The sequence below is a fragment of the Bacillus sp. FJAT-27445 genome (assembly GCF_001510665.1).
Lineage (GTDB): Bacteria > Bacillota > Bacilli > Bacillales > Cytobacillaceae > Bacillus_D.
The window spans coordinates 592,301-618,362 of the sequence record NZ_LMTI01000003.1 but is presented as its reverse complement, the minus strand read 5'-3'; the positions used below and the strand labels follow the sequence as shown (position 1 = coordinate 618,362).

Sequence of the window (26,062 nt, the reverse complement as noted above, 5' to 3'; positions counted from 1 at the left end):
GGGCAAAAGGCAGCGGGATTAGGCACCGTTTTTGATTTTTGGGCATATACTCTGTTGCAGGCATTACCTATTGAAATATCAGGAGAGCGAACATGAACATAACCATTTATCAAGGGCACTGCCATGAGCTGCCCCGCTCAGACGTAAATATTGTTATCGACGTCCTCAGGGCATTCACTGTCGCGCATTATGCCTTCCTCCGTGGAGCAAAGGAAATTTTCCTGACGGCGACAGCCGAGCACGCTTTTCTTTTAAAAGAAAAGAATCCCGGTTATTTACTTGCCGGCGAGGTGCATGGCCTTCCTATAGAAGGCTTCGACTTTGATAATTCCCCTGCCAGAATGGCGGTAGCCGGCGTCAACGGAAGGACGCTTGTACAGAAAACGACCAATGGCGTCCGGGCTGCTTTGAACGCCCTGGATGCAGATGCCGTGTTTGTAACCGGCTTTTCAAACGCGAGGAAAACGGCGGAGAGTGTCCAGAAGCTCTGGGGCCAAGGGGCAAGCGTGAATATTATCGCCTCCCATCCAGATGGCGACGATGACCTGGCCTGCGCGGAATATATAAAAGGAATCCTGCTCGGAAGGGAAATTTTATCAAAGGGGGCTGCCTCTGAAAGAATCAGGAGCTGTGGCCCAGCCAGGAAGTTCTTTGATAAGGCCTTCCCCGAATTCAAAGTCGAGGATATCTCCTTTTGTACAAACGAGGTGAAAGGCGGTTTTGTCATGTTTGTGGATTGCTCGGGGGAACTTCCTAGAATTGTGAGGGTGAATGACGATGAATTATACAGGATTGGACCTGCCGGAAAGAGAAGGAAAGCCGAGGTCCAAAGGATTGACGGTCCTAATTGACAACGGGGTCCCTGAAAGTTTCTTTATCGATACAATTAAAAGTGCCTCTGACTATATCGATTTTGTCAAATTCGGCTGGGGGACATCAATTGTTTCATTAAGCCTTCGGAATAAGATTTCCTGCCTCCAGGAGCAGCGGATCGGCTATTTTTTCGGCGGAACCCTTTTTGAAAAATTCCTTAGCCAAAATAAAGTAGATGATTACTATGATTATTGCAAAAGCTTCGGCTGCGGTTACGTAGAAATTTCCAATGGTACACTGCCGCTTACAAATAAGGAGAAGGCACGGCATATTATCGCTTTTTCAAAGGAATTTACCGTTTTCAGCGAGGTCGGGAACAAGGACAGCAGCGTAACCTCCTCCCCGTCCGAATGGCTGGAATTCATAGAGGAAGACATCGAAGCAGGCGCCTTCAAGGTCATAACAGAAGCAAGGGAGAGCGGCACGAGCGGAATTTGCCTGGCGAACGGGGAAATGCGCCATGACATTGTTACTGACATCCTCTCGTCCGGTATCCCTCTTGAACGCATCCTGTTTGAAGCACCTACAAAGAAAATGCAAACCGCGTTCATCCAGCTCGCCGGCCCGAACGCCAATTTGGCGAACATCCCGTTCAGCGATGCAATCGCCCTTGAAACACTCCGGCTCGGCTTGCGTTCCGATACATTTTTCCTATCAGAGGAGGCTGTAAAATGAGAGAAACCAATAAAGTGTTCCACCTTGCGATTCCATGCAAGAACCTTGATGAAACGGTGGATTTTTATGAAAAGCTGGGCTGCAGGCTGGCTCGGCGGTACCATGACCGGGTCACCTTTGACTTTTTCGGGGATCAGGTCGTCTGCCACCTGAATCCTGACAGTATTGACCCGGCACCGAAAATGTACCCGCGCCACTTCGGAGTCACTTTCCTGGACAGGGAGGAATTCGATCAGGCTCTCGAGCATGCGACAACGCACGAACTGCCGTTTTTCCAGGAACTGATGGTCCGGTTTGCCGGCAGAAAAGAAGAGCATGTCACGTTTTTCTTGATTGATCCGGCGAACAATCTGTTGGAATTTAAGTATTATCATGACGAGGGAATGGTCTATTAATCGTTTTTATTGGTTCCGGCTTTGAGGTTTGTGATTGGTGGGGAGAATTTATGAACTTAACATAAAGTCCGCTGTCCCTAGGTGGGAAAGCGGACTTTTGTTGTTTTCCGCTGGCATAGCCTTGGCTTCCTGTTAAGAGTGGAATAAAACCAATCTGTCAAAAGAACCCTAAGGAATATAGCATTTAAGGAAGGGGCAGCATGAAAAAAAACAAGAAAGATTTCGTGAACAAAACACTGCTCGTCTGGAAAATGGCGATTGCATCGGCGGTTTCTTGGGAGCTGGCCAAATTGGCGGGCTCGGACCACCCTTATCTCGCTCCGCTTTCGGTCATTTTGTGCCTTCAGACGACTATCTACAAATCAATCATGTTTTCCTTCCACCGAATTGCTGGAACTGTGGTTGGCGTGATGATGATTTCCTGGTTTGTCAGCCACCTTCCCTTGAATGGCTGGTCCCTGGGCCTTTTAATGCTTGCTGGGACGTTTGCCGCCAAGTGGCTAAAGATGGACGAGACCGCGATCCACCAAGTTGCGCTCACCATCCTGCTGCTCTTTTCCTTTGAACGGAAGTCTGGCGATTATGGGTTTGACCGTGTCGTGGACACCATCATTGGGGCAGCTGTAGCCGTTATTGTCCACATGATCCTTTTTCCGCCTGATTTTACAAAAAATGCAGCAAAAGCAATCAAAAAGACAAGCCATAAACTTTCGGTCCTGCTTGGAGAAATGGCTATTTGGGTTCATTCGGAATGGGGATCCAATAAGCAAACGGAAATGGAGAACCGGAGAAAGGATTTGCTTAATGACCTTCATACGGTTAAGGACACACTTAACATCGCTTCGAGGAGCCTTAAGTTCAATCCTCTCGGGAAAAAGCACAAAGGGACGCTTTCCCGCTACAAAACAAGGCTCAAATTGCTGGAAAATGGATTTGAATTTGCTTCTTCCGTCATTGGCACCCTTTCTGACTGGGAAAAGGCAGGCCAGCTTTCCCCCGAGGACCAATCCATATTGCTGGCGGATTTGGAGGTTTTAAAAGACTTTTTTGAGGAAGCAGGGTCTTCAGAAATCAATCAGGAAAAGCGCGATGCGATGATTGGCCTTATCCGATCGAATATAGCCATTCCACCGGGCCAAAGCGAAGAAGTTTACAGAAACACCTTCTATCTGGAAACAAAAAGGCTGCTTGATCAATTGCAATAGAAAGATCCCTCGCCTGCCGGGCCTGGGATATTTTTTTGCGCGGGGGAATATCCATATAGAGATGAAATTTGACAGGAAAGCGGGAGAAACAGTGGATACGATGCATCAACTGCTCGATACAATTTCCCTTTCAGCCCAGAAGCCGGTGATACTGGCGACCATTATTCATGTTGAAGGCTCCGCATACAGGAAGGAAGGCGCATCCATCCTTATTTTCCGGGACAAATCAAGGGTTGGGCTTCTGTCGGCTGGCTGCCTTGAGGAGGATGTAACAGAGAGGGCGCTGCAAGTTTTCACATCCGGGGAGCCATGCGTCGTCCATTTTGATATGGCAGATGAGGATGATTTAGCCTGGGGGCATGGAGCGGGCTGTAACGGAAGATTGACAATCTTGCTGGAGCCTGTCCGTGATAAGCTGCTTTCGGGTCTGCTTTTAGCAAAAGAATCCCTTGATGCCAAACAGGACGTTACAAGAGTTATCAGGTTTACTCCGGATATGAAGTTTGCCGCGGAAGATTTTTTCTTCATGGATGATTCCGGGCCAGGAAACGGAGGAAAGGCATTTTCGCAGCTGCCAACAGGGCTTCATCCCAATGGAAAGGATGCCGGTTTCGTTTTCGTCCATCAATTAAAGCCCAGACCCCGCCTTTTTGTGTTTGGCGCGGGTGACGATGCGATTCCGGTTGTTTCCCTCGCCTCCAAAACAGACTTTGAAGTCACGGTTATCGATTGGCGGCCGGCTTTTGCGAGGATTGAGAGGTTTTCGGAGGCAACCCGGATCTTAATGGTTTCTCCTGAAAAAGTATTCATGGATCTCACGTTTTCACCTGCGGATTTGGTGATTGTTATGACGCATCAGTTTGAGAAGGACCAAACTATTTTGGAAAGATTGCTTGAATCCGGGCCGTTATTTTACCTTGGCGTTCTCGGACCAAGGGAACGGACCGAACGGCTGCTTCGGGGAACGCCCAAACCCGAATTCCTTCATTCCCCGATTGGCCTGGCGATTGGCGCACAGGGTCCACAGGAAATAGCCGTCAGCATCGTTGCGGAAATGGTCCAGGAAATCCGTAGGAGCAAAGAATCAGCCTGATGAAAATTGCCGGTATTTATTTGGCGGCAGGCAGCAGCAGGCGGATGGGAACGGATAAGCGGATGCTGCCGTTTGGCGATATGCCACTGGGCAGCATTGCCCTCAAACAGGCCCTTCTCTCAAAACTGGACTATACGTTTGTCGTAACAAGACAGGGAGATCAGCTCGATTGGCTGCCTGCTCCCTTTTTTGAATCTAGGGAACAGCAGAGGTGGACCCAGGTGGAATGCGACGATGCGGATAAAGGGCAGGGATTCTCATTAAGTTTTGGCGTCAAAACAGCTTCGCTTTCGAGAGCGGATGCAGTGATGGTCCTCCTTGCAGACCAGCCTTTTGTCACTTTTAAAAATATTGATATGTTAATAGATTCCTTTATTGATGCTCCCGCCTGTTTTGTTGGAGCCTCGGGGCCCGGGGGCAAACCGATGCCGCCAATCTTGTTTTCAAGTGGGGGTTTTTCCTTATTTGAAAATCTTGATGATGACCGCGGGCTTCGGGAACTGATCCGGGGTGAATTAAAGGCATTAGGGCGGGCAATCGATTTCAAGGATTCCCGGCTGTTTTGCGATATCGATACGATCGAGGAGTATCAAGCGATACTAACGAAGCTATGAGAATGGAATTTTTGATGCGTTCAAAGAACTGCATCAAAATGCCCTGCTTATCTCCTATCCCGAAAAGCTGCCGCATCTCTTTGGTTTTTTGGGACAGAGCTCAAAATCCCCGTATGTTAGGGCAAATTGAATGCGAGGTGGTTGGATTGGAGTATGTCGGGAAAAGCGTCATCCGGAAGGAAGCGTTTGATAAAGTGACTGGCAGGGCGAAGTATACGAACGATTTTCAGGAAACGGGAACCCTTCACGCAAGGATGCTGGTCAGCCCGTACGCCCATGCCGAAATTGCCAGCATGGACTTTTCGGATGCCCAGAAAGTTCCAGGGGTGAAAGCGATTCTAGGAAATCAGCCTTTTCCGCTTGTCGGCGAGGAAATAAAGGACAGATCGCCAATCGCCTACAAGAGGGTCCGGTATCACGGCGAGCCTATCGCGGTCGTTGTGGCGGAAACGCCGGTAATCGCAAAGCAGGCGGTTGATCGGATCAAGGTATCATACAAACCTCTTCCGGTTGTGAATTCACCTCGCCAAGCTTTTCAAAAAGATGCCACCCTCGTCCACGAGCAGCTTGGAAATTATGAAAAACCGCCAGGAGTGTATCCAATCCCCGGCACAAATGTTGCCAGCGTCGATAAAATCAGGAAAGGCGATATAGAGAAAGGATTCCAGGAGAGCGAGGTAGTCGTTGAATTTCAAATCGACTTCAATCCCTCTGACCATATTGCGATGGAAACAAGGGCCTCAATCGCCGAAATTTTGCCGGACGGTTATATCAAAATTACGACTTCTTCCCAGGCTCCATTCGCAATAAAAAAATTATTTAAATGGTATTTTGGAATTGAACCTGGCATGGTCATTGTCCATACACCTCTTGTCGGCGGAGCATACGGCGGCAAGGCTGCAGTCCAGCTTGAAGTCATTGCGTACCTTGCTTCAAAAGCGGTTGGAGGCAGGCCGGTCAAGCTTTTCAATTCCAGAGAGGAGGACATGATTACTTCCCCCTGCCATATCGGTCTCGATGCAACTGTAAAGCTCGGTGCGACAAAGGATGGCATGCTGAAGGCGGCGGAAATCGTGTTTCTGTGGGATGGCGGGGCCTACTCGGATAAATCAGTGGATATCAGCCGCGCGGGAGCGGTTGACTGTACCGGCCCCTACGACATTGAACATATTTACTGCGATTCGTATTGCATGTACACGAACCATCCGTATGCCAGCGCATTCAGGGGCTACAGCCATTCAGAAGTCCACTTTGCCTTTGAACGGACGATGGATGTGCTCGCGGAGAAACTTTCAATGGATCCGCTTGAACTTCGCCGGAGAAATGCGATTATACCTGGTGATATGACTCCTACACAGGTTGTGCTGAACCGTAGCACCGTCGGCAACCTTCCGAAATGCATTGACAGGCTGAAGGAACTGATGAACTGGGACACGGAACCAAAAATTCAAAAGGATGGCCGGTTGATCCGGGCAAAAGGAATCGCTTGCGTCTGGAAAACCTCCACTTTTGATACGGATGCGACATCTGGCGCGATTTTAACGTTCAATCCGGATGGCAGCATCAACATCATGTCGGGGGTCGTCGAAATTGGCACAGGAACAAAAACGGTCCTGGCGCAAATTTTAGCGGAACGGCTGAAAATGGACATAAGCAGAATTCACGTAAAAATGCTTGTCGATACGCAAACCACCCCGGAGCACTGGAAGACAGTCGGCAGCCGGGGAACGTTGATGGGCGGACGGGCGGTTCTCGCGGCCGCGGAAGACGCAATCCGCCAGCTTAAGGATCTTGCTTCCTGTGTTTTACATGTTTCCCCCGATGACCTTGAGGTTGCACATGAAAAGGTATATTACATTGATGATCCAACTTTAAGCCTCGATGTAAAGGATTTGGCCTACGGATACAAATTTCCGAATGGAGAAACGATTGGCGGGCAAATCCTGGCCACCGGGAATTATACACAGAACCGGATTACCAGGCTCGATCCCCAGACGGGAAAAGGAAGGCCGGGGCCCGAATGGACTGTAGGTGCCGAAGGAATTGAGCTCGAACTGGATACTAGGGACTTTACGTATCGGATTTTGAAAGCTTATGCGGTTCTGGATATCGGGAAAGTTTTAAACGAGAAAGCTCTCCTTGGCCAAGTGATGGGGGCAATGAGCATGGGAATCGCCTTTGGGGGAAGGGAAACTTTTGTGTTCGATCAAAACGGAAGGATCCTGAATCCGCAGCTAAGGACCTATAGGCCGCTTCACTATGGCGAACAGCCCGAATACATCGTCGACTTTATTGAAACTCCCCACCTGGCAGGGCCCTATGGTTCCAGAGGTGCCGGTGAGCACGGATTGATTGGGATGCCAGCCGCCCTCGGTAATTGCCTGTCGGCCGCCCTTGGAACCCAATTAAACCACCTCCCTCTTATTCCGGAACAATTATGGCGGGCGTCGAGGGGGATGAAAAATGCTACCGTTTAACTTCCAGTATTTCAAACCGAAAACAGCCCAGGATGCCGTTAATCTTTTTCAGGGCGCAAAATACCAACAGGAAGCGCCTTTTTACTTTTCAGGCGGAACAGAACTGATCACCCTTGGACGAATTGGCCTTGATTATGCGAATGCTGTGATTGACCTGAAAGGGCTACCCGGCTATGAAGAGATTTTTTCCCACGAAAAGTATTTAGTGATAGGAGCAGGCGTGACACTAACTTCTATTGAGGAGGAAAATCTCTTTCCTCTTCTCAGCAAAACAGTGAGTGAAATCGCCGACCGGACTGCCCGCAACAAAATTACGCTCGGCGGGAATATATGCGGGAAAATTTTTTACCGGGAAGCCGTGCTGCCATTGCTGCTTGCTGACTCAATGATTGGGGTTGCGGGCGCCGAAGGGCTGGCATACAAACCATTAAACACTATTTTCAATCAAACAATTCAATTGCGGGATGGGGAATTTGTGTTCACTATTTTAATAGAAAAAGAGTATTTGAACCTTCCTTACTTTACGCAAAAAAGGCGAAAGCAGTGGAATACCGGCTACCCCCTCGTTACAATTGCCGCCATTAAAAAGGGCGAAGAAATCAAGATGGCGTTCAGCGGGGTCTGCCCCTTCCCGTTCCGCTCAGCGGAAATAGAAAAGGCTGTAAATGACAACTCGCTTGATCCGGAGGAACGAGCAGACAGGGCCTTGGGCAGCCTCCCCTCCCCCATACTGGACGACGTCGAGGGCTCTAAGGAGTTCCGCCTTTACGTATTAAAAAATATGATTACGGATGCCATCCGTGAGCTGGAGGGTGAAAAAGTTGGCCAGTGATCCACGGTTGAGCGTCCAGCTAACCATTAATTCTGGTACAAAAAGTGTCACGGTCCGGCCGGCTGATACATTGCTTTACATTATCCGCGGAAGGCTCGGGCTGACAGGGTCGAAGCCCGGCTGCCTGAACGGGGATTGCGGGGCGTGCACCGTGCTTGTTGACGGTACACCGCAGAAATCATGCCTCATGCTTGCCGTCGAGGGTGAAGGAAAGGAAATTACAACGGTTGAAGGTTTGAAAGATACGCCCATCCAGCGGGCATTCGTAGAAAAATTCGCCTTCCAGTGCGGCTACTGCACCTCCGGGTATCTGATGAATTGCCATGCTCTTGTCCAGAAGGAACCCGCCGCTGATGAAAAGGTACTTGAGGATTGGCTCGAGTCCAATATTTGCCGCTGCACCGGGTATAAGGAAATCAGAGAAGCCGTGCTGGCGGCTATGGATGAAACGAAGGATAAATAAGTGGCTTTACCCCTAAAATAGCAATGCCTCTTCAATTGGCCAGGAGTTCCTCACTCATGGCTTTTTTATTTTACTGGCAGCACATAGGTCCCCATACTTCCCAATATCAGATGGTCATTTTATAATATAAACAACACATTTATGGAGGACGGACTAATGACCATAGAGATAAATTACGAAGAAACAGCTAATGAACAAGTACATATGTTTTTTTCTCCTGTTGTGGAAGGGATGATTATACTTTGTGCATTGTTATTAAAAAACAAAAAGGATTTTCAATATATAGAGTGTAGTTCAATTGAAAAAGAGCTTCCTGAATCCTCGAGAGTATTTATAGAAAAATGGCACACTTTTGCTACTGTTGATCTGTTGGGCTGCCTTGATTTACTTTTAAAAGTACCGCATTTTCAAGATGAAAAGGATTTTTGTGCAGGTATTACAGCATTATCGGATATTGATTTTGCCCAGGGCTTTTTAGGAGGAGAAATCCCCAAGGATTTACTCGATAGGCTCCTCACTTCACCACAGGAAATTGATTCCGTTGAAGAGCGTTATGAGTGGAGCTCCCCTGAAAAGCGGCACTTCACCAAAACGTTTTTGCTCGAACTCGATTCATTTCGGAAAGAATTTCTCGATGCATTCCTTCACATACTTCATGGGGATTATTTTCAAAAGCTGATAAATTCGAAACAAGCCGTCATTGACCAACCAATATCGGAACTAAAAAAGTTAAACATGAAACCACTCGCACTTTCACAATACGTGATGGGAAAAACATTCAAGCGTACAAGCGATTATAAGCTTTATTACTTTTTCCCAAGCTATAGTTTTTCCCCATTTAAAATACGTGTCTTTAATCACGCGGTTTGTATTGTGATTTTTGGCTGTGCTAAACCATTGAATGATGACAGGGAGAAAAGCAAGGATTTGTCCCGGACATTAAAAGTTCTTTCGGACCCAAACAGACTTCTGATTCTGAGAATGCTTTGCATAAAAAAGGAATATGGAGCAAGATTGGCGGAGTACGTTGGGCTCACAACGGCAACTGTTTCACATCATCTAGACCTGCTTAAAAAGGCAAATTTAATCAAAGAAGAAAAAATTGGTGCAATTAAGTATTTTTCCGCAGACCCGGTACAACTGGAAAAGTTCAAAGCAGTCTTCCAGGAATTCACGAATACTGAAACCTGATTAAAAGAACGACAAAAAATGTCGTTCTTTTTTTATTGCAAAAATTAAGAATTATAATACAATCTTCTTATAAGATAAATATCTAATATAGAGGTGAAAGAATGGAAACTCCAATTATTAGTGTGAAAAATGTTAAACGGACGTATGTGACAGAACAAGGATTTTTCAAAAAGAAGACGAAAACCGTCGAAGCTTTAAAGGGGATTTCCTTTGAAGTAAAAAAAGGAGAGGTATTTGGTTTACTTGGACCTAATGGGGCTGGTAAGACGACGATGATTAAAATTTTGACAACCATGCTCATTGCAACGGAAGGCCAAGCCACCATCCTTGGTTTAGACGCTGAAACCGAATATCACAAATTGAGGCCTCAAATCAATTTTATTCTTGGCGGGGAACGGAATTTATACTGGCGATTATCAGCCTCTGATAATCTTACCTACTTTGCGGATTTATATAAAATCCCCAGAAGTAACCAAAAGGAACAAATCCCTAAATTGCTGCAATTGGTTGGACTTGAAGATGCAGCCAACCAGCGTGTTGAGACCTTCTCAAAAGGGATGAAGCAGCGGCTGCAAATTGCCCGCGGGTTGATTAATGACCCAAAAATTCTTTTTTTAGATGAACCTTCCATCGGCCTGGATCCGGTCAGTGCCAGAAATCTGCGGCAAATTATCCGGCAGCTAAACGAAAAAGGAACAACCATTGTGCTGACAACCCATTATATGCACGAAGCTGATGAGCTTTGTGACCGTATCGCGTTTATTAATCGAGGCGAACTTATTGCAATAGACACACCAGATAATTTAAAAAAGATGCTTGGGCAGCTATCAATCGTCCAATTTGATTGTACAAATGGAATGAAAGCAAAATCTTTGCTTAGCAGAAATGTCAGCTTGCATCATCTTGAAGAAACCACAAATGACTACTTTTCCACAGTCCGTGTCCAAACTAGAGAACCGCAAAAAGTAATTTCTCTTATATATAGCGGATTGGGCGAGAAAGGAGTTCAAAATATCTCCATTACAGAGCCATCCCTTGAAGATGTTTACTTGCATTTGATTGGAGGATTAAAAAATGAGCAGCCTTCTTCAGGCATTATCGCAAACAGCTAATCTGCAAATGAGGCTATCGATTGCACGTCCTATGTTCCAATTCGTCATCTGGATTTCTCCCTTTTTTTACTCAACCCTCAGCTACTTTATATACGGGAAAGTTTCAAATGAGACACTCGTACATTATGTGTTGCTAGGTTCCGGTTTTATGGCCCTATGGTCATCTATTGTTTACTCATCTGCCAGTGATATTAACCGCGAAAGGTTTTACGGGACATTGGAAAACATTTTCGTTGCCCCTACCCCCTTTTCAATTATTCTTCTCGGTAAAATTGTCGGGAATACGATCTGGGGAATCATTGCAATGGGCTTGTCCGTACTTTATTCAATTGTTTTTTTTCGTGTTCAGGTTGCAATTGTCCATCCATTACTGTTTTTATTGGCTCTACTTCTAGTTGTTTTGGCATTGATCATCTTTTCATTCTTTTTAGCACTGTTTTTCACTTTATCCCGTCAGGCCGAAGCTTTGATGAACTTCCTTGAATTTCCGATTTATTTTATTTGCGGGTTTTTATTCCCCATTTCCATTTTGCCGTTTTGGATTAAGCCGCTTTCTTATATACTGCCCCCTACATGGGCAATTGCATTATTGCGGGAAACTCTATCTGCCACTAACATTGCTAACATTCTTCAGGCAATGGGCATTTTAGTTGCACTATCTCTCGTGTATGGATTGATTGCATGGTCCTGTTATAAAGCTGTTGAGCGAAAAGCACGTATAGACGGAAAGTTGGGGGTGTATTAATCATGGAGACAATTCAGCGTTTTCTGCGCCATAGCTTATTATCCTATCGGGCTTTATTTGGCTGGCTGGATCCGAAGGTGTATATACTTGTCATGGTAGGCATGCCGCTTAGCCAATTGCTGTTTTTTTCTTTTTTGGTGAAGCATGTTTATGATGGCGTGGATCTTGCCGGCTATATTGGTGCAAACGCCTTGTTACTTTGTGTAATGAATTCAGTGTTTGGAATCACATCGGTCATTACCTCAGACCGGAGCATGGGCACGCTGCAGCTAGTCATGGCAGCGCCGGCGAACAAGCCTGCGATGTTTTTGGCTCGTTCTTTGGCACACGTTGCAAACGGGTTGTTTACTGCATGTATTGGGTTAATATTTGGAATTTTACTTTTTGACATCTCAATTACGTTAGAAGCAGCAGGAGCCCTTGCGCTTGTATGGGCTGTTTCTATTTTCTCCGCTTGCGGTCTCGGGTTAATTATCGGCAGTTTCTGTTTATGGACGCCTTCCATGCACCTGCTGACCAATTTATTAGCCAGTATCCTGCTCCTACTAAGCGGGGCTAATTATCCTCAGGCAGTCATGCCTCACGCATTGCAGTTCATAGCACAATTCATGCCATTAACGAGAGGCGTCAAGCTGACAAAGGAGATTATGAATGAGGGAAACTATGAAAGAGTCCTTGCATATACCGGACAGGAGTTTTTATTAGGAATTGTATTTTTCATTATGTGCATCGGTTGTATTCGCTTTGCCGCATACCAGGCAAGAGTGAAGGGGACGATGGAATTGAGTTAAAGCGAAGACAGGTTTGTCAGCCAAAATATGACGACCTTGCCTACAGTCCGATAATTGTTAATTGTACAATGAAAAAGCCGCCTGCCAAAGCAAGCGGCTTTTTTTGCTTTTCCGAAAAACATTCCTATATTGGTTTACTCCTAGCAGTAAGTCCTAGTCACTTCTCCTTATTTCTTCACAAAACGAAAATTTCTTATTTAAAAATTCAGAATAATGAAATATAATTTGGTTTGTATGTACTAAAAACAGAAAAGGTGGGGAGTATTATCAAAGCATTAAAGTCAATCATTATTTGGGGTTTGGTATCGGCACTGGGAGCTTCGGCATTCGGGGTCCTGGCTCTAAATAACGGAGAAACCATCAATGCAATTTGGCTTATTACAGCCGCCATCTGTGTTTATGCTATCGCTTACCGTTTTTACAGCAAGTTCATCGCAAGAAAAGTTTTCGAACTGGATGACAACAGGAAAACTCCAGCGGAAGTGAATAATGACGGAAAAGACTATGTCCCGACAAACAAATGGGTTCTGTTTGGGCACCACTTTGCCGCAATCGCTGGCGCGGGCCCGCTTGTCGGACCAATCCTCGCAGCCCAAATGGGATACCTGCCGGGAACACTCTGGATTGTCGTCGGTGTAGTCCTTGCCGGTGCAGTCCAGGATTTTATCATCCTGTTCGGCTCGATGCGCCGGAATGGCAAGTCGCTTGGTGAAATGATTAAGGAAGAAATCGGCCCTATTACGGGCATTATCGCCATGGTCGGCATTTTAGGAATTATGATTATATTATTGGCCGTATTGGCGTTAGTTGTTGTGAAGGCGCTTGTCGGTAGCCCTTGGGGAATGTTCACGATTGCCGCGACCATCCCAATCGCAATCCTGATGGGATTCTATATGCGCTATATCCGCCCAGGCCGCGTTGGCGAAGCCTCGATCATGGGGGGAATCCTTCTCCTTCTCTCCATCTACGGAGGACAATACGTTTCCCAGCATGCCGATCTCGCAAAATTGTTTACGTTTTCAGGCGAAGCAATCGCCATCATGATGATTGTATACGGCTTCGTTGCATCCGTCCTTCCGGTTTGGATGCTTCTTGCGCCGCGTGATTATTTAAGTACATTCCTGAAAATCGGCGTTATTTTCGGACTGGCCATAGGTATCCTGATTGTCGCCCCGGATTTGCATATGCCTGGCGTGACAAAGTTCATTGATGGAACCGGCCCGGTGTTCGCCGGCAACCTTTTCCCGTTCCTGTTTATCACCATCGCGTGCGGAGCCGTGTCAGGCTTCCACTCATTGATTTCGTCAGGTACGACACCAAAGATGATCGAACGCGAATCACATGCCCAGCCAATTGGCTATGGTGCGATGCTGACTGAATCGTTTGTTGCGGTCATGGCGATGATTGCAGCGTGCGTGCTGACGCCAGGGATTTATTTTGCCATCAACAGCCCTCCTGCTGTTATCGGGACAGATGCGGTCCAGGCTGCTACAGCCGTTTCAGCGATGGGATTCACGGTCACTCCTGATGACTTGACCGCGCTTGCCGAAGATGTGGGCGAGCAAACCATCCTTTCCCGTACAGGCGGGGCTCCTACCCTGGCCATCGGGATGGCATTCATTTTCTCAAAGGTAATTGGCGGAAAAGCGCTTATGGCGTTCTGGTACCATTTTGCGATCCTGTTTGAAGCTCTGTTCATTTTGACGACTATAGACGCCGGAACACGCGTCGGTCGCTTCATTATCCAAGACCTGCTCGGCAATGTGTACAAGCCGTTTGCAAAAACGGACGCAATGATTCCAAATATCATTGCGACAACACTTTGTGTAACTTTCTGGGGCTATTTCCTATACCAAGGGGTTATCGACCCGCTTGGCGGAATCAATACGCTATGGCCGCTGTTTGGCATCGCGAACCAAATGCTTGCCGCAATCGCCCTGCTTCTCGGGACGACCGTCCTTTTCAAAATGGGCAAAAAAGCGTATGTATGGGTTACCCTTGTCCCGACAACATGGATTTTGATTGTTACCATGACCGCCGGCTGGCAAAAGCTTTTCCATGAGAATCCAAAAATCGGCTTCCTTGCCCATGCCAAGGTATTCAGCCAGGCTTTGGATGAAGGGAAGGTTTTGGCCCCTGCAGCGAGTGAGGCACAAATGAGGCAGGTCCTTTTGAACGACTATATCGATGCCGCTCTTTGCGGATTCTTCATGATAGTCGTGATTGCAGTCCTGATTTCTGCCCTAAGGATTTGGGTTAAGGTGCTGAAGAACCAAAAGATGGAATTGCACGAATCACCTTATATTCCACGTGGGGATGGAGACCTGAAACATTATGCTTAAAAGACTGAGAGACATACTCTCATACCGGAAACAATTCATTTCGCTGCTCGTCGGGGTCCCGAGTTATGAGAGATATGTTGAACACATGATGGCCCATCACCCAGATCAACCTGTAAAAACAAGAAAGGAATTCTTCTGTGAAGCACAGGACGCCCGCTACAATGGCAAGGGCGGGAAAGTATCCAGGTGCTGCTAGTAAAAGGAAAACCCGTATCCACTTTTTCACTGGGTACGGGTTTTTTACTAGGTTAACAGAAGCGCCTCCACTAGTCCTCTTTTCCAAAAAAGGATATACTGGTCTAATATGACTGGATACAATTCCACCAGGAGATGAGACGATGCTTTCTAATATCGGTGTACCAGGAATGATTTTGATTCTTATTGTAGCGCTAATAGTGTTCGGCCCCAGCAAATTGCCTGAAATCGGCCGTGCAGCCGGGAGGTCAATCCGGGAATTTAAACGGGCTTCCGAAGGGCTGACGGACGAGATCAAAAAGGAAATTGCCAAGGGTGACGAAGAGGACACCACGAAAAAATAAATTAACAAAGGCGCGGTTCCCGCTGTTTTGATGGGATACCGTGCCTCTTTCTTAGTTCACTGATTTATACATAAGGATGTCATCCGCATACTCATTCTCGCCAAACTTCACATCATTGACCTTGCGCCCTTCTTCTATGAACCCAAAGCTTTTATACAAGGCGATTGCCCTTTGATTTGTTGAGAAAACCGCCAGGCTTACCTTTTCTATGAGGGGGGTTTTTTCCGCCCAATCGAGCAGCGTTTTTAAAAGCAATTTGCCAAGCCCCTGATCCCGGTGTTCCTTGCTGATCATGATTCCAAAAGAGCCCGTATGGGACAGCCTTTTTCGATCGGGTGATTGAAACATAATAAAACCGGCAATCTCTCCATCTCTATCAGCAACAAACAGCGTTTCCCGTTCACTGGCCGTTATCCTCTTTATCCACTCTTCGTGCTGATCGATGGTTTTATTAAATTCCTCGGGAGCCGTCATGAGATAGCCGCCCTCGGCAATGACAGATTTCTGCACTTCAAAGGTTCCTTCCGCGTCTTCTATAGTCCCTTTCCGAATCGTATATTTCTCACTTAAACTTTTCATGTAGACACCCCCACTTTTTAGACCAATAATATACTCCGCAAATTCCAGCAGTCTATCAATCCGCCCCTTGTCCGAACCGAATAGCAATTCCTTGCCCTCGCTTCGAATAAAGATTGCTTCCCGATTATCCTCACCTTTATTCATTCTACAATAAAGGAAAATTCCCACTATCTTATTCCATGCTGAATAAAAAAAGGAATCTGTAATGGTAGTAGTATAACGTATAGAGGGGTATGCTGCATATGTTTATGTACAATTGGCAGGTAAGGGAGGATTGGTTCATATCATCTCCACAAAATCAGTCATAGTGTCATTTGGTCCTTGGAACTCCGAATCAAGCCTGTTTCGTCGCATTTGATTATCAAGGATTTTGCTGTGTGAAGATGTCTGAAGATGTTAGTGCGCGGCATTCCGTGCATTCCTCGCCGCCTTTTGGATGGCATTTACGCCCATGACAACGGCTATCATTTCATACACATCCAGTCCCTTATCCGAGCTGGACAGTTGAAACGCTGCAGCCGAAAAGAACCCGCTGATTTTCTCAAAACGGCCAGCCTCGTTCCCATTTTCATCGTATAAGATATAAAGATTGGAAAAGGCCTCTGACTCAATCTCAAAAACCCCGCCCTCCGCTGTACTGTATTCATACCTTTTTGCAAAAAAAGCAAATTTCGCCTTCAGGTTCCCGATTTCCTGCCCATCTGAACCGGTGACGACCCATCTCCGGCTTAAAAAAGGGAACTTGGCGCTTACGATAATCTTCCCCTCCTGATTCAGAACATCCAAACCGGCACTGAACATACTCTTCAAGTCGACTTCCCCAACCTTCTCCTTCGAACCATTATAAATATCGGTCTGCCCAGCCGAAAAAAAGTTATCAGACACATATAACGTTTGTTTGTCCATTTGGATCACCTCTTATATGTCTTACGAAAAATTTGGAAGAAAGTTGCAACAATACGAAAAATAAAGCACAAGCCTGCCAACAGCCTGCTTGTGCTTTCACTTAATTCATTTAATCTCTATCTCTAGTTTAAGGTCATCCAACTTTATTAAGTTGTTTTTAGGCGTAATTGCGATTAAGTCTTCCGGTGGGAGATCCGTGTCAAATTTGGCAATGTAGCCATCCTTGTTTTTTACACGGTTCATTGGTGGTAATACTAGGCCCGTTTCCTTATTCTTAATTCCAAGGGGCTGCCTCAAATTTGTAGGCCCTTCAATGGTATAGTATATCCAAAGCTGATTCTGGTATCGTTCAATCTTTTTAATTTTTATTCCGCTGTACTGGTCTTGTTGTAAATGGATAGGCAGATTCTGATTTAAGGATTCTTCAAGCATTCCCTTATGGTCGGTTTCAACGGAGTACGGCTGTATGGTAAAGGATTTTGGCAGTTTACTTACAGGTTCATAAAACTCGTTGAACGTTTCCTTGAACATGCTATTATCCAAGCCTTTCCCGTAGATAGCAGCCGAGTACATGCCCCCTATTTGCTTGCCCTTTTGGTCAGTCACTTCGAAAATATATCTTTTGGAATGATTCTTAGTCAACTCTTGCCCTTGAGGGACAGTTAAACTAACCTTAAGATTTGTTGTGCTAGGGGTAAACATCGCCTGCTCTAATTTTAGAGTCATGTCTTGGCTGGTAACCGAGTGGGCCGGTTTTATTATCTTGTATAAGCCTTCAATCTTTTTGACTGGGAATTTAAAATTCCATTTCCTTTTTTCATCCCCATTCACAACTAAATCATATTCAAGCTCAAACTGATCCGGCAAATCAGCCCCTAGTTGGTATTCAATATAGTTTTGGCCTTCTATCCCTGTCGGCCCGCCACTGCTGGAATAATTTATGAACTGTTCGCCATTGATAACTAATTTCTCAGTAGGAAAAAAATCAAATGGGTTTTTTACTTCAACCTCTGATTTCCTTGTATAGACAATTACGATTCGCGCCCCGTCATACATCACCTCATCGACCGAGAAGGAAATGCCCTTGTCCTCTGCTGTTTGTTTTATTTCCTGGATCAACCCTTTCCCCCATACCTGTTGAATGCCGGTATCGCCAAAAGCATTCTGACTGGATTGTGGCGCTGGCTTCAAGACTGTAGAGTGAGTTTGTCTTTCCACCCCTTTATCAAAGATATTCACGTTACTAAGAAGGAGTACGATGAATACTACTGGAACGAGACCCATTACGACAAAAGGAACCAAATTGACTTTTTTTCTTTTCCTACCGTGTGGATTTTGTAGGTTACTGTACACTTCGGTTTTATCTTTATCCGTAAATGTTAAGTTCTCACCATACATTTTAATAAAAGAGTTTTGTAAGAATTGTTTCCTATTCATAAAGAAGATCCTCCTTTACATTGGGCAACAGCTTCATTTTTGCACGCCTGATCCTCGTTTTAACTGTCTCCGCCGATAATCCGAGCACGTCCGCAATCTCTTTTACTTCCAGGTGGTGGATATACCTCAGGATCGTCACTTCCCGATATTTTTTCCCAAGGCCCATGATTGCCGCTATCACCTGTTCGTTCTCCGCCTTTTTAAGTAAAACCGTTTCCGGTGTAATGTGGGTAGAGTTTTCTTTTACATGCCCGCCCAGAATTATCTTTTTAAAATAAGATGATTTCAAATAGTCCTTGCACTCGTTAATTGTGATTCGATAAAGCCATGTTTTTAATGAAGAGTTCCCTTGAAACGAATGCAAATGGGTATAGCACTTCACAAATACGTTCTGGACAATATCTTTCGCTTCTTCAATATCCTTTACATAAGAGAATGCAAGAATGGAAAGCTCAGTACCATAGCGGTCCATGATTTCATTCAGGGACTGTTTCAAATCGGGTTTGTGTTCCGAGTAAAGTTCCACGCTCATCCCCCTTTCTTACTAATTAGACGAATTGTTTTTAAAAGGCGGTTCAAAAAAAAAGAAGCCCAACAAAATTAGGCCAAACGGAATAATCCGTTTGACCTTTCGTCCTTTTATGTTCATATACATGCAGAGATTTAAGCAAACCGATAATAAATCAACAAATACGTAGAGAGGACAAAGATAAAATTCAGAAATACGAAAACCATTTGATCCAATTTCGTTTTATGCATTTGGATCGGCGGGTGATAAAAGGATACTCCCTCGATAATAAAGATAAGCAGTACAATATGGATCATCGCATGGCCGACAACCTCCGTATAGCCAAATATCATCGTCGTGAGGAAGAATAATATTGTAACTATTACCGCCAGGATTCGATTCAATATCCCTACGACCAATAAATAGCCCACAACAAACTCTATAAACGCAGCAAGCACCGTGAATGTATCAGCGGGGAAACCAAAGGTAGGCACATGATGATGTTGGATAATTACGTGTGTCATATTCGGGAATACCCATTTTTCAACCGCCACCCAGCATAAACTCAAACCTGTCCCAAGATACAAAAATGGGAAGCCCCAATCCTCCCACTTCGTTTTCCCGACTAGCAAAACCCCAATAATAGCAATATAAAAGCCATAATCGAGCATATGGAACCAGCCCGCGGCCATTGTTACGTTTACGAAAAGAATGAATAGAATTACTGCACCTAACTTGGTTGCGATATGATGCGGGATAATGAGAAGGATAATCGCTGCCCACATTAAAACGGTTTCCCATGTATGTTCAATATGGAATTCAGGGGCGAACGTCGTTCCAGCTAGAACTTGCAAAAGTAGGGCCAGGGCTGTTCCGTACTTTAATAAATAACGGGAATACACTCTCCGCTTTTCCAGCCAATGGTCTATTCTCCTTGCCAATTTAAAACTGGTTAGCTTATGCATTACTTGCGACAATATCGCCAGGAGAACCGCACATACTAAAGCGACCGTAATAAATAACGGAGAAAGTATATTCTCAATAGACTCCCTTACCGGCTTTACTTCGGCAAACCATTTTACATGTGCATGTGTGATAAAAGGCAAGAGCATTACCACCAGCACAATCAAGCCCTGCACAATTCTTTTCTTCACAGTAATCACCATCCTTGTTATGTTCTTTTATTATTCCTCTTTCCTCGGAATTTTGAACATTTATTATTAACTAATCTTGGATCCATAAAAAAATTAAAAAATCTACACAGATATAGGCCTTTTTCATACTATATCTTGGGGTGAAAATATGCCAAGAATAAAATACAGGGATGCCGACGTTGCCTTAATGGCAAGGATGATGAGAGCGGAAGCCGAGGGCGAAGGAAAACAGGGAATGCTGTATGTTGGAAATGTAATTGTTAACCGCGCTAAAGCAGATTGTTCAGACTTCAGAGATGTAAGAACAATTCGCCAGGTTATATTTCATGTCCAGGGAGGAAATTTTTCCTTTGAAGCTGTTCAGAAAGGGAATGTGTTTTATCAGCGGGCAAGAGATGTTGAAAAAAGGTTAGCCAGACAGAATTTGGATTATTGGAGACAGCACCCGGCGAAATTTGCCCTTTGGTATTTCAATCCATATGCCCCTTGCCCTCCAACATGGTACGACCAGCCTTTTTCCGGCCAATTCAAAAATCATTGTTACTATGAACCAGCTGCCGGAACATGTGAAAGTATTTATACGGGAGGCTAAGCTTACTCAATTGAGTAAGCTTTTTCCTGCTCTTAAGGGCAATCAGCGATTACATAAATTGAGCTGCTTTAAAAAAAAGAAACCTTGAAGGCTAATAGCCAATCAAGATTTCAATGCATTTCTACCAATGTCCTCTTCCATGTTCCATCTAACGTTTACCACTATCACTATTTCCTTCCATCGATTTTAACGCTTTTCTATTAAATCCGCATAGTTCCATGGCTCCGGAAAGCTCTGATCTTAATTCCGCCAGATTAAAGCCAACTAATTTTTTCTCTGCAACGACCTGCTTCCCACCAATGAATACATCTCTTACATTACTAGCATTAGCCGAGTACACTAAAGCAGAATACGGATCAAATATCGGGAACATATTTACTGAATCGGTTTCAACGAGGATAAAATCGGCTTGTTTTCCTACCTCGATAGAGCCAATTTGCTCCTCTAGGCCTAAAACTTGTGCTCCCCCCATTGTCGCTAACTGGACAATCTTTTCGGCTGGGAATGCACTGCGATCCTGTAAATATGTTTTATGAAAATTGGCAAACAATCGCATTTGGCTAAATAAATCGAGTGTATTGCCACTGCTTGGGCCATCTGTTCCTAACCCCACCGCTATGCCAGCGGACAATAAATCCCGTACACGCGCTACGCCTTTGGCAGATTTTGTATTGGCGCCGATACAATGTGCCACTTTCACATCATACTTCTTTAACAACTCAATATCATGGTCTGACAAATGAATACAGTGTGCAGCTACGAGTCTTGGGCTCAAAACGCCAATCTCTTCTAAAAATTCAATCGGAGTTTGATTGCGTTCTTCACGATATTTGTTCATCTCAAAAACCATTTCACTGACATGCATCATCCATGGCACATCGTATTTTCGAGACAAACTATCCGCCTGCTGAAGCACTTCAATGGTATTCGTATAGGGTGCATGTGGTGCTACTGATGCTTGAATTCTTGGATTTCCTTGCCATTTCGGCATAAAACGTTCAGCGTATTGTAATCCCCCCATTGGTTCCGGAACATCAACCGTTATGGAATCAAGGACGGTTTCTGCTAAAATGGCACGGGTATGCATTTCCTCAGCCGCAATCGCCAATTGTTCCTCAAAATAATACATATCAAAGAAAGTCGTTACACCGGCCAGCTGCATTTCGGCAATGGCATATCTTCCGCTCGTGTAGGCTAATTGTTCGTTCATACATTCATTTTCTAATGGAAATAAGAAACGGTGCAAACGATCCGGATAGTCATCTCCTAAAGAACGGAAGGGAATCATGCCGATATGTGTGTGCGTATTTACCATACCAGGCAACAAGATAGCACCATTGGCATCAATGCATTTGCCATAAGTGGTTTCCTTCGGCAATGAATTCATTTCGCCAACTTCTGCAATTTTTTCGCCATCTACTAGTAAATAGCCATTTTGAAATTGCTCCATTTTTTCATTTATCGTTAAAATCCAGGCATTTTTGATGAGTGTTCTCATATTTTTTCACCCTCTACTAATGGGATTATCATTTGAGAACGTACATTCATCATTCCTTTGTCTGTAATTTTTATAACTGGGGAGACTGGCAATGATAAAGTCGAGAAAGACATAATTTCATTGCTGTTGCGATAACCTAACTTAATCATCGCTTGGCGAACTTCTTTCAGTTGTGCACCTAATTCCTGAATCGGTGCATCGCTCATAATACCCCCTACTTGTAATGGGCAAACCGCTTGCACCTGTCCGTCCTGTACAACGATATAACCTCCCTGCATGTCCAATATTTGTTTTTGTGCTGCTAGTATATCTTCCGCACTCGTTCCCATCACCATCAAATTGTGATGATCATGAGCCCAGGTTGTGGCAACGGCTCCTTTTTCGGATAAAGCATTTTCGACAAAACCGTAGGCGATATCTCCTGTTTTTCCATACCGCTCCATCACAACAATCAAGGCCAACCCACTACTTTCCCAATCCAAAAATCCATCCACGACTCTAACTTCCCGCTGTACATGTTCGGTAAATGTACCTATCTCAGAAATTCGGATCACGTTGACCACGGCCTTTTCAGATGCTTTCACCTTAATCTGTAAATCCTCTGATGTTATGGGACGGCATTGAAGAGATTGATAAAAATGCTCAGGAAAACTAGGTTTCTCAGCTGGATACCGGAAGGCATTTCCTTTTTCATGCACCAATTTACCGTCCTTATAAACCGCCGCTATATCCAGGCTTTCAAGGTCATCCAATAACAGGAAGTCAGCTTTAAAACCAGGAACGATCGCCCCCCGGTCCTGAAATCCCATTCGTCTGGCAGGTGTATAGGTAGCGCAATAAAGCGCCTGCTCTACTGGCATACCGGATGAAATCGCCAAGCGTACATTTGCGTTCAAATGCCCCTCCAGCAAATCGTCCGCCATCACATCGTCCGTAATGAAAGATACATATTCATAAAAATGATTCTCAACTATGACCTGTATATTTTCCGGTGTAATCGATTTCTTTTGCAACTCCAAAAACATCCCGCTTGTGACCTTCTCATAAATCGATTCGGGCGACTGGTGGGTATGGTCAGCCGTTAGGCCTGCATATAAAAATTTCGCCAACTCCAATTGGGTAACACGTGGGATATGGCCTTCCAAAGGCATAAATGGCCTCTCCGTTTGAACAACATGTAAAATTTGCCGAATTAAAGAATTCGGTTCATTAACAATCCCATTGAAGTTCATCGCTTCACCTAGCGCAATGACTTTAGGATGCTGCAAGAGCTTTTTCACTTCTTTAACTCCAATAATGCCGCCAGTCGTTTCTAATTCTGGCGTAGTTGAAGGGACAGAAGAAGGAATGGCAAAGAAAATGTCCATAGCACTCGGTTGGGAGAAGAACGCCGCCAAACCTTCCATCCCAAACACATTCGCAATCTCATGAGCATCAGCAACGACAGTTGTCACCCCGTGCGTTAAGACGGCTTCTGAAAAAATAGAAGGTGAAGTCATGGAGCTTTCAATATGCATATGGATATCCATTAAACCTGGAACCAGGTACTGATTTTTAGCATCCACCACTTTAGCAGCCTCTATATTCTCAAATTCACCAGCCTTCAAATAGTAAAATTTGTCGCCAACAATAGAAACATTCTTCCGTTCAAACTTTTTTGTAAAAGTATTAAAAACCTGTGCATTTCTAATTATCAAATCGACTTGCATTTTAACTATCCCTCCATACGCACATCGTAAAAGAGAAAAAAGGCCAAGAATTATTCTAAGCCTTTCTCCTCCATACTGTTATTATTTGTTCAAAATTCTATTCCACTGATTAATCCAAGATTCAAGGTTTTCATTTACGAATTTTGAATCAACCTTTTTAGTGCGTTCTGCGACTTCGCCATATGTTTTGTTCTTTGCCGCTTCTCCGTCTAAAACAACTTCTTTATTCGATGGTGCCTCATTGATAGACACAGCCGTTTTTTCCTGAACTTCCTGGCTTAATCTCCAATCAATATATTTATAAGCCAAGTCTTTATTTTTAGAGTTTTTGTTGACGTTGATTGTGTTAAAGTTTGCGTATGTTCCGGATTGTGGGACGATATATTCGACCTTTGGATTTGATTCGGAAATGATCGGAACTGCAAAGTCGCCAACAACAGCCGCTACAATTTCACCTGACTGGAACATGTTTGCTAGATCAGATGATTTGCTATACGTTTTTACAACATTCGGTGCTAATTCGGTAATCCCTTTAAAAGCTGCTTCTCCATTATCGGTAGTAATATCGACATTCTTGTGATCACTTGCTATATGGAGCATCGCAGGGCCAAATGTGGAAGCAATGTCAGGAATGGAGATTTTTCCTTTCAAAGATGGGTTCCAAAGATCTTCCCATTCGTTGATTTCAATGCCTGCTGCCTCTTTATTATAAATAATCCCAATACTGTTTAACGTGTATGCAGGGCCAGAACCATCTGCAGATAATTCCTTCGCGCTTTCGATTTGTTTTTCCATGTTCGGTACTTTTGAACTATCAATCTTTTCAAATAAATCTGCCTCTGCTCCATCAGCCGCATTGGATTGAGATAGCTCAATGACATCAACCGTTGAGTTTGGGTTACTTTTTAGTTTTGTAATACGTTCTGAGCTTGTACCTAATTCTAAGACAATGTCTACATTATATTTTTCTTCAAAAGGCTTGAAGACATCTTCCTTCATTTTATCCTCTTCCAAACCAAAAGTTGAAACGATCAATTTTTGTTTTCCCTCATTTGCAGCATTGCCGCCACATGCGGCCAACAGGCCAGCAGTTATGAAAGTTAGACCAACTAAACCTAATTTTTTCTTCATTTTTTTCTCTCCTTTTATAGGTGCTTGAATTACTTATTACGGGTTAGTAACCCTGTCTTTCGAAAATTCCGATTAGCCTTGTGCACGATTGTCATTGCCCAACACTTCTTAACCTTTCACTTTCACCATTTAAACGATGATTAGTTTGTGAGATGGAATCGATAATGTAACAGTTTCTCCCACTTGATAAATTACATCGTCCGCTTCGTTTACAAGTAATGTTCCGATAGAGGTTTCAATCTCATATTGATAGGACTTTCCTAAGAAAGTACGGACTTTGATCGTCCCGGACACGATATTATTTGTATTCGACTCGGTACTTGCTACAATATCGATGTCGTCCGGACGGATTGTTCCAGTGCGTTTTCCTGTTTCCCATTTGCGCGTACTTAAGAAAACCGTTCCATCCACCGCTTTATACTTACCTTCTTGCTCTTTAGTTAAGTCAAAGAAATTCTCAAAACCTATAAAGCGAGCGACGAACTCCGTTTTTGGATTTTTATAAATCTCTTCAGGGGTGTCGAACTGCTCTATAACCCCTTTATTCATGACAGCGACTTTGTCAGAAATAGAGAAACATTCCTCTTGGTCATGCGTGACAAACACAGAGGTGATCCCTAATTGGCTTTGGATGCGTTTGATTTCAATCCGCATTGCCACACGTAATTTAGCATCTAAATTACTTAATGGTTCATCCAGTAATAATAATTTTGGTTCAATTACGAGAGCCCGGGCTAAAGCCACACGTTGTCTTTGGCCGCCGGAAAGTTGTTTTGGATAGCGGTCACCCAGCTCTTCCAGGCCTGTAATGGCTAATATATCTTTTACTTTTTTATCAATCGTATTCTTCTTTTCCTTGCGCAATTTCAAGCCGAACTCAACGTTTTCCTTAATGGTTAGATGGGGAAACAAGGCATAGCTTTGGAATACCATGCCAAATTCACGCTTATGCACGGGTACCTTTGTTAAGTTTTGATTGTCAACAAGAAACTCACCATCATTTGGTTGAATTAAACCTGCAATTACACGTAAAGTGGTTGTTTTCCCGCAACCAGATGGTCCTAATAAGGAAACCAATTCACCTTTTTCAATCGATAAATTCAAATCTTTTAATATGTTGGTTTGGTTATCGTAACTTACACGAATATCTTTTAATTCAACATAGGACATATCGGTTTTCCCCCTTTGCTGTCTATCTTGG

At 44.4% G+C, this 26,062-nt stretch carries 26 protein-coding genes; 17 read left to right on the top strand and 9 right to left on the bottom strand.

Features of this window, described 5'->3' with window-relative positions; translation table 11 throughout:
- Positions 1–92: 92 nt before the first annotated feature.
- From AR337_RS11390 to AR337_RS11315, 16 genes are all read left to right on the top strand, one after another.
- The gene (locus tag AR337_RS11390; RefSeq protein ID WP_082686938.1) at positions 93–851 is read left to right on the top strand and encodes a 2-phosphosulfolactate phosphatase; all 759 of its coding nucleotides are present in this window, start codon (positions 93–95) and stop codon (positions 849–851) included.
- Positions 778–1,548, top strand: a complete 771-nt coding sequence (locus tag AR337_RS11385) for a phosphosulfolactate synthase (protein ID WP_059172113.1) — start codon at positions 778–780, stop codon at positions 1,546–1,548. The genes AR337_RS11390 and AR337_RS11385 overlap by 74 nt, the downstream gene beginning before the upstream one ends.
- Positions 1,545–1,943: a VOC family protein gene (locus tag AR337_RS11380; RefSeq protein ID WP_059172112.1), complete on the top strand. Its 399-nt coding sequence runs from the start codon at positions 1,545–1,547 to the stop codon at positions 1,941–1,943. Before AR337_RS11385 ends, AR337_RS11380 begins: the two co-directional genes overlap by 4 nt.
- 200 nt (positions 1,944–2,143) lie before the next feature.
- Positions 2,144–3,148 (top strand): aromatic acid exporter family protein, encoded by a 1,005-nt coding sequence (locus tag AR337_RS11375; RefSeq protein ID WP_059172111.1) that lies wholly within the window; start codon positions 2,144–2,146, stop codon positions 3,146–3,148.
- 91 nt (positions 3,149–3,239) lie between these two features.
- The gene (locus tag AR337_RS11370) at positions 3,240–4,241 is read left to right on the top strand and encodes an XdhC family protein (protein ID WP_059172244.1); all 1,002 of its coding nucleotides are present in this window, start codon (positions 3,240–3,242) and stop codon (positions 4,239–4,241) included.
- Positions 4,241–4,855 carry an NTP transferase domain-containing protein gene (locus AR337_RS11365; RefSeq protein ID WP_059172110.1) on the top strand — a complete coding sequence of 205 codons (615 nt, stop codon included), beginning with the start codon at positions 4,241–4,243 and terminating at the stop codon, positions 4,853–4,855. Before AR337_RS11370 ends, AR337_RS11365 begins: the two co-directional genes overlap by 1 nt.
- A 146-nt stretch (positions 4,856–5,001) precedes the next feature.
- Positions 5,002–7,332 (top strand): xanthine dehydrogenase family protein molybdopterin-binding subunit, encoded by a 2,331-nt coding sequence (locus AR337_RS11360; RefSeq protein ID WP_059172243.1) that lies wholly within the window; start codon positions 5,002–5,004, stop codon positions 7,330–7,332.
- Entirely contained in the window at positions 7,319–8,164 is an 846-nt protein-coding gene (locus AR337_RS11355; protein ID WP_059172109.1) for a xanthine dehydrogenase family protein subunit M, read from the top strand. Before AR337_RS11360 ends, AR337_RS11355 begins: the two co-directional genes overlap by 14 nt.
- Positions 8,154–8,627: a (2Fe-2S)-binding protein gene (locus tag AR337_RS11350; protein ID WP_253701627.1), complete on the top strand. Its 474-nt coding sequence runs from the start codon at positions 8,154–8,156 to the stop codon at positions 8,625–8,627. The genes AR337_RS11355 and AR337_RS11350 overlap by 11 nt, the downstream gene beginning before the upstream one ends.
- Positions 8,628–8,783: 156 nt before the next feature.
- On the top strand, positions 8,784–9,818 hold the full coding sequence (locus tag AR337_RS11345; RefSeq protein ID WP_059172107.1) for a helix-turn-helix transcriptional regulator: 1,035 nt from the start codon (positions 8,784–8,786) through the stop codon (positions 9,816–9,818).
- A gap of 101 nt (positions 9,819–9,919) precedes the next feature.
- Positions 9,920–10,930: an ABC transporter ATP-binding protein gene (locus tag AR337_RS11340; protein ID WP_059172106.1), complete on the top strand. Its 1,011-nt coding sequence runs from the start codon at positions 9,920–9,922 to the stop codon at positions 10,928–10,930.
- Positions 10,893–11,675 (top strand): ABC transporter permease, encoded by a 783-nt coding sequence (locus tag AR337_RS11335; protein ID WP_059172105.1) that lies wholly within the window; start codon positions 10,893–10,895, stop codon positions 11,673–11,675. Before AR337_RS11340 ends, AR337_RS11335 begins: the two co-directional genes overlap by 38 nt.
- Before the next feature lie 2 nt (positions 11,676–11,677).
- Complete coding sequence (locus AR337_RS11330) at positions 11,678–12,466, top strand: ABC transporter permease (RefSeq protein ID WP_059172104.1); 789 nt, start codon at positions 11,678–11,680, stop codon at positions 12,464–12,466.
- Positions 12,467–12,732: 266 nt separating this feature from the next.
- Positions 12,733–14,808 carry a carbon starvation CstA family protein gene (locus tag AR337_RS11325; protein ID WP_059172242.1) on the top strand — a complete coding sequence of 692 codons (2,076 nt, stop codon included), beginning with the start codon at positions 12,733–12,735 and terminating at the stop codon, positions 14,806–14,808.
- Positions 14,801–15,004 (top strand): YbdD/YjiX family protein, encoded by a 204-nt coding sequence (locus AR337_RS11320; protein ID WP_059172103.1) that lies wholly within the window; start codon positions 14,801–14,803, stop codon positions 15,002–15,004. The genes AR337_RS11325 and AR337_RS11320 overlap by 8 nt, the downstream gene beginning before the upstream one ends.
- Positions 15,005–15,146: 142 nt before the next feature.
- Complete coding sequence (locus AR337_RS11315; protein WP_059172102.1) at positions 15,147–15,347, top strand: twin-arginine translocase TatA/TatE family subunit; 201 nt, start codon at positions 15,147–15,149, stop codon at positions 15,345–15,347.
- A 51-nt stretch (positions 15,348–15,398) separates the two neighbouring features.
- Here AR337_RS11315 and AR337_RS11310 read toward each other — a convergent pair whose 3' ends face one another.
- The 5 genes from AR337_RS11310 to AR337_RS11290 form a co-directional block, all read right to left on the bottom strand.
- Positions 15,399–15,926, bottom strand: coding sequence for a GNAT family N-acetyltransferase (locus AR337_RS11310; RefSeq protein WP_059172241.1), 528 nt, complete (start codon positions 15,924–15,926; stop codon positions 15,399–15,401).
- Between the two features lie 396 nt (positions 15,927–16,322).
- The gene (locus AR337_RS11305) at positions 16,323–16,832 is read right to left on the bottom strand and encodes a hypothetical protein (RefSeq protein ID WP_059172101.1); all 510 of its coding nucleotides are present in this window, start codon (positions 16,830–16,832) and stop codon (positions 16,323–16,325) included.
- Between the two features lie 105 nt (positions 16,833–16,937).
- Positions 16,938–18,269 carry a DUF4179 domain-containing protein gene (locus AR337_RS11300; protein ID WP_059172100.1) on the bottom strand — a complete coding sequence of 444 codons (1,332 nt, stop codon included), beginning with the start codon at positions 18,267–18,269 and terminating at the stop codon, positions 16,938–16,940.
- On the bottom strand, positions 18,262–18,795 hold the full coding sequence (locus AR337_RS11295; RefSeq protein ID WP_253701625.1) for a sigma-70 family RNA polymerase sigma factor: 534 nt from the start codon (positions 18,793–18,795) through the stop codon (positions 18,262–18,264). Before AR337_RS11295 ends, AR337_RS11300 begins: the two co-directional genes overlap by 8 nt.
- 137 nt (positions 18,796–18,932) lie before the next feature.
- Positions 18,933–19,931, bottom strand: coding sequence for a DoxX family membrane protein (locus AR337_RS11290; RefSeq protein WP_253701622.1), 999 nt, complete (start codon positions 19,929–19,931; stop codon positions 18,933–18,935).
- A 148-nt stretch (positions 19,932–20,079) separates the two neighbouring features.
- On the opposite strand from AR337_RS11290, the gene AR337_RS11285 reads away from it, so the two are divergent.
- The gene (locus AR337_RS11285; RefSeq protein WP_059172097.1) at positions 20,080–20,523 is read left to right on the top strand and encodes a cell wall hydrolase; all 444 of its coding nucleotides are present in this window, start codon (positions 20,080–20,082) and stop codon (positions 20,521–20,523) included.
- Between the two features lie 148 nt (positions 20,524–20,671).
- Here the strand turns inward: AR337_RS11285 and AR337_RS11280 are convergent, their stop codons facing one another.
- The 4 genes from AR337_RS11280 to AR337_RS11265 form a co-directional block, all read right to left on the bottom strand.
- Entirely contained in the window at positions 20,672–22,021 is a 1,350-nt protein-coding gene (locus tag AR337_RS11280; protein ID WP_059172096.1) for an amidohydrolase, read from the bottom strand.
- Positions 22,018–23,730, bottom strand: coding sequence for an adenine deaminase C-terminal domain-containing protein (locus AR337_RS11275; protein ID WP_059172095.1), 1,713 nt, complete (start codon positions 23,728–23,730; stop codon positions 22,018–22,020). Before AR337_RS11275 ends, AR337_RS11280 begins: the two co-directional genes overlap by 4 nt.
- 81 nt (positions 23,731–23,811) lie before the next feature.
- The gene (locus AR337_RS11270; RefSeq protein WP_059172094.1) at positions 23,812–24,861 is read right to left on the bottom strand and encodes an ABC transporter substrate-binding protein; all 1,050 of its coding nucleotides are present in this window, start codon (positions 24,859–24,861) and stop codon (positions 23,812–23,814) included.
- A 129-nt stretch (positions 24,862–24,990) separates the two neighbouring features.
- Positions 24,991–26,031 (bottom strand): ABC transporter ATP-binding protein, encoded by a 1,041-nt coding sequence (locus tag AR337_RS11265; protein WP_059172093.1) that lies wholly within the window; start codon positions 26,029–26,031, stop codon positions 24,991–24,993.
- Positions 26,032–26,062: the final 31 nt, after the last annotated feature.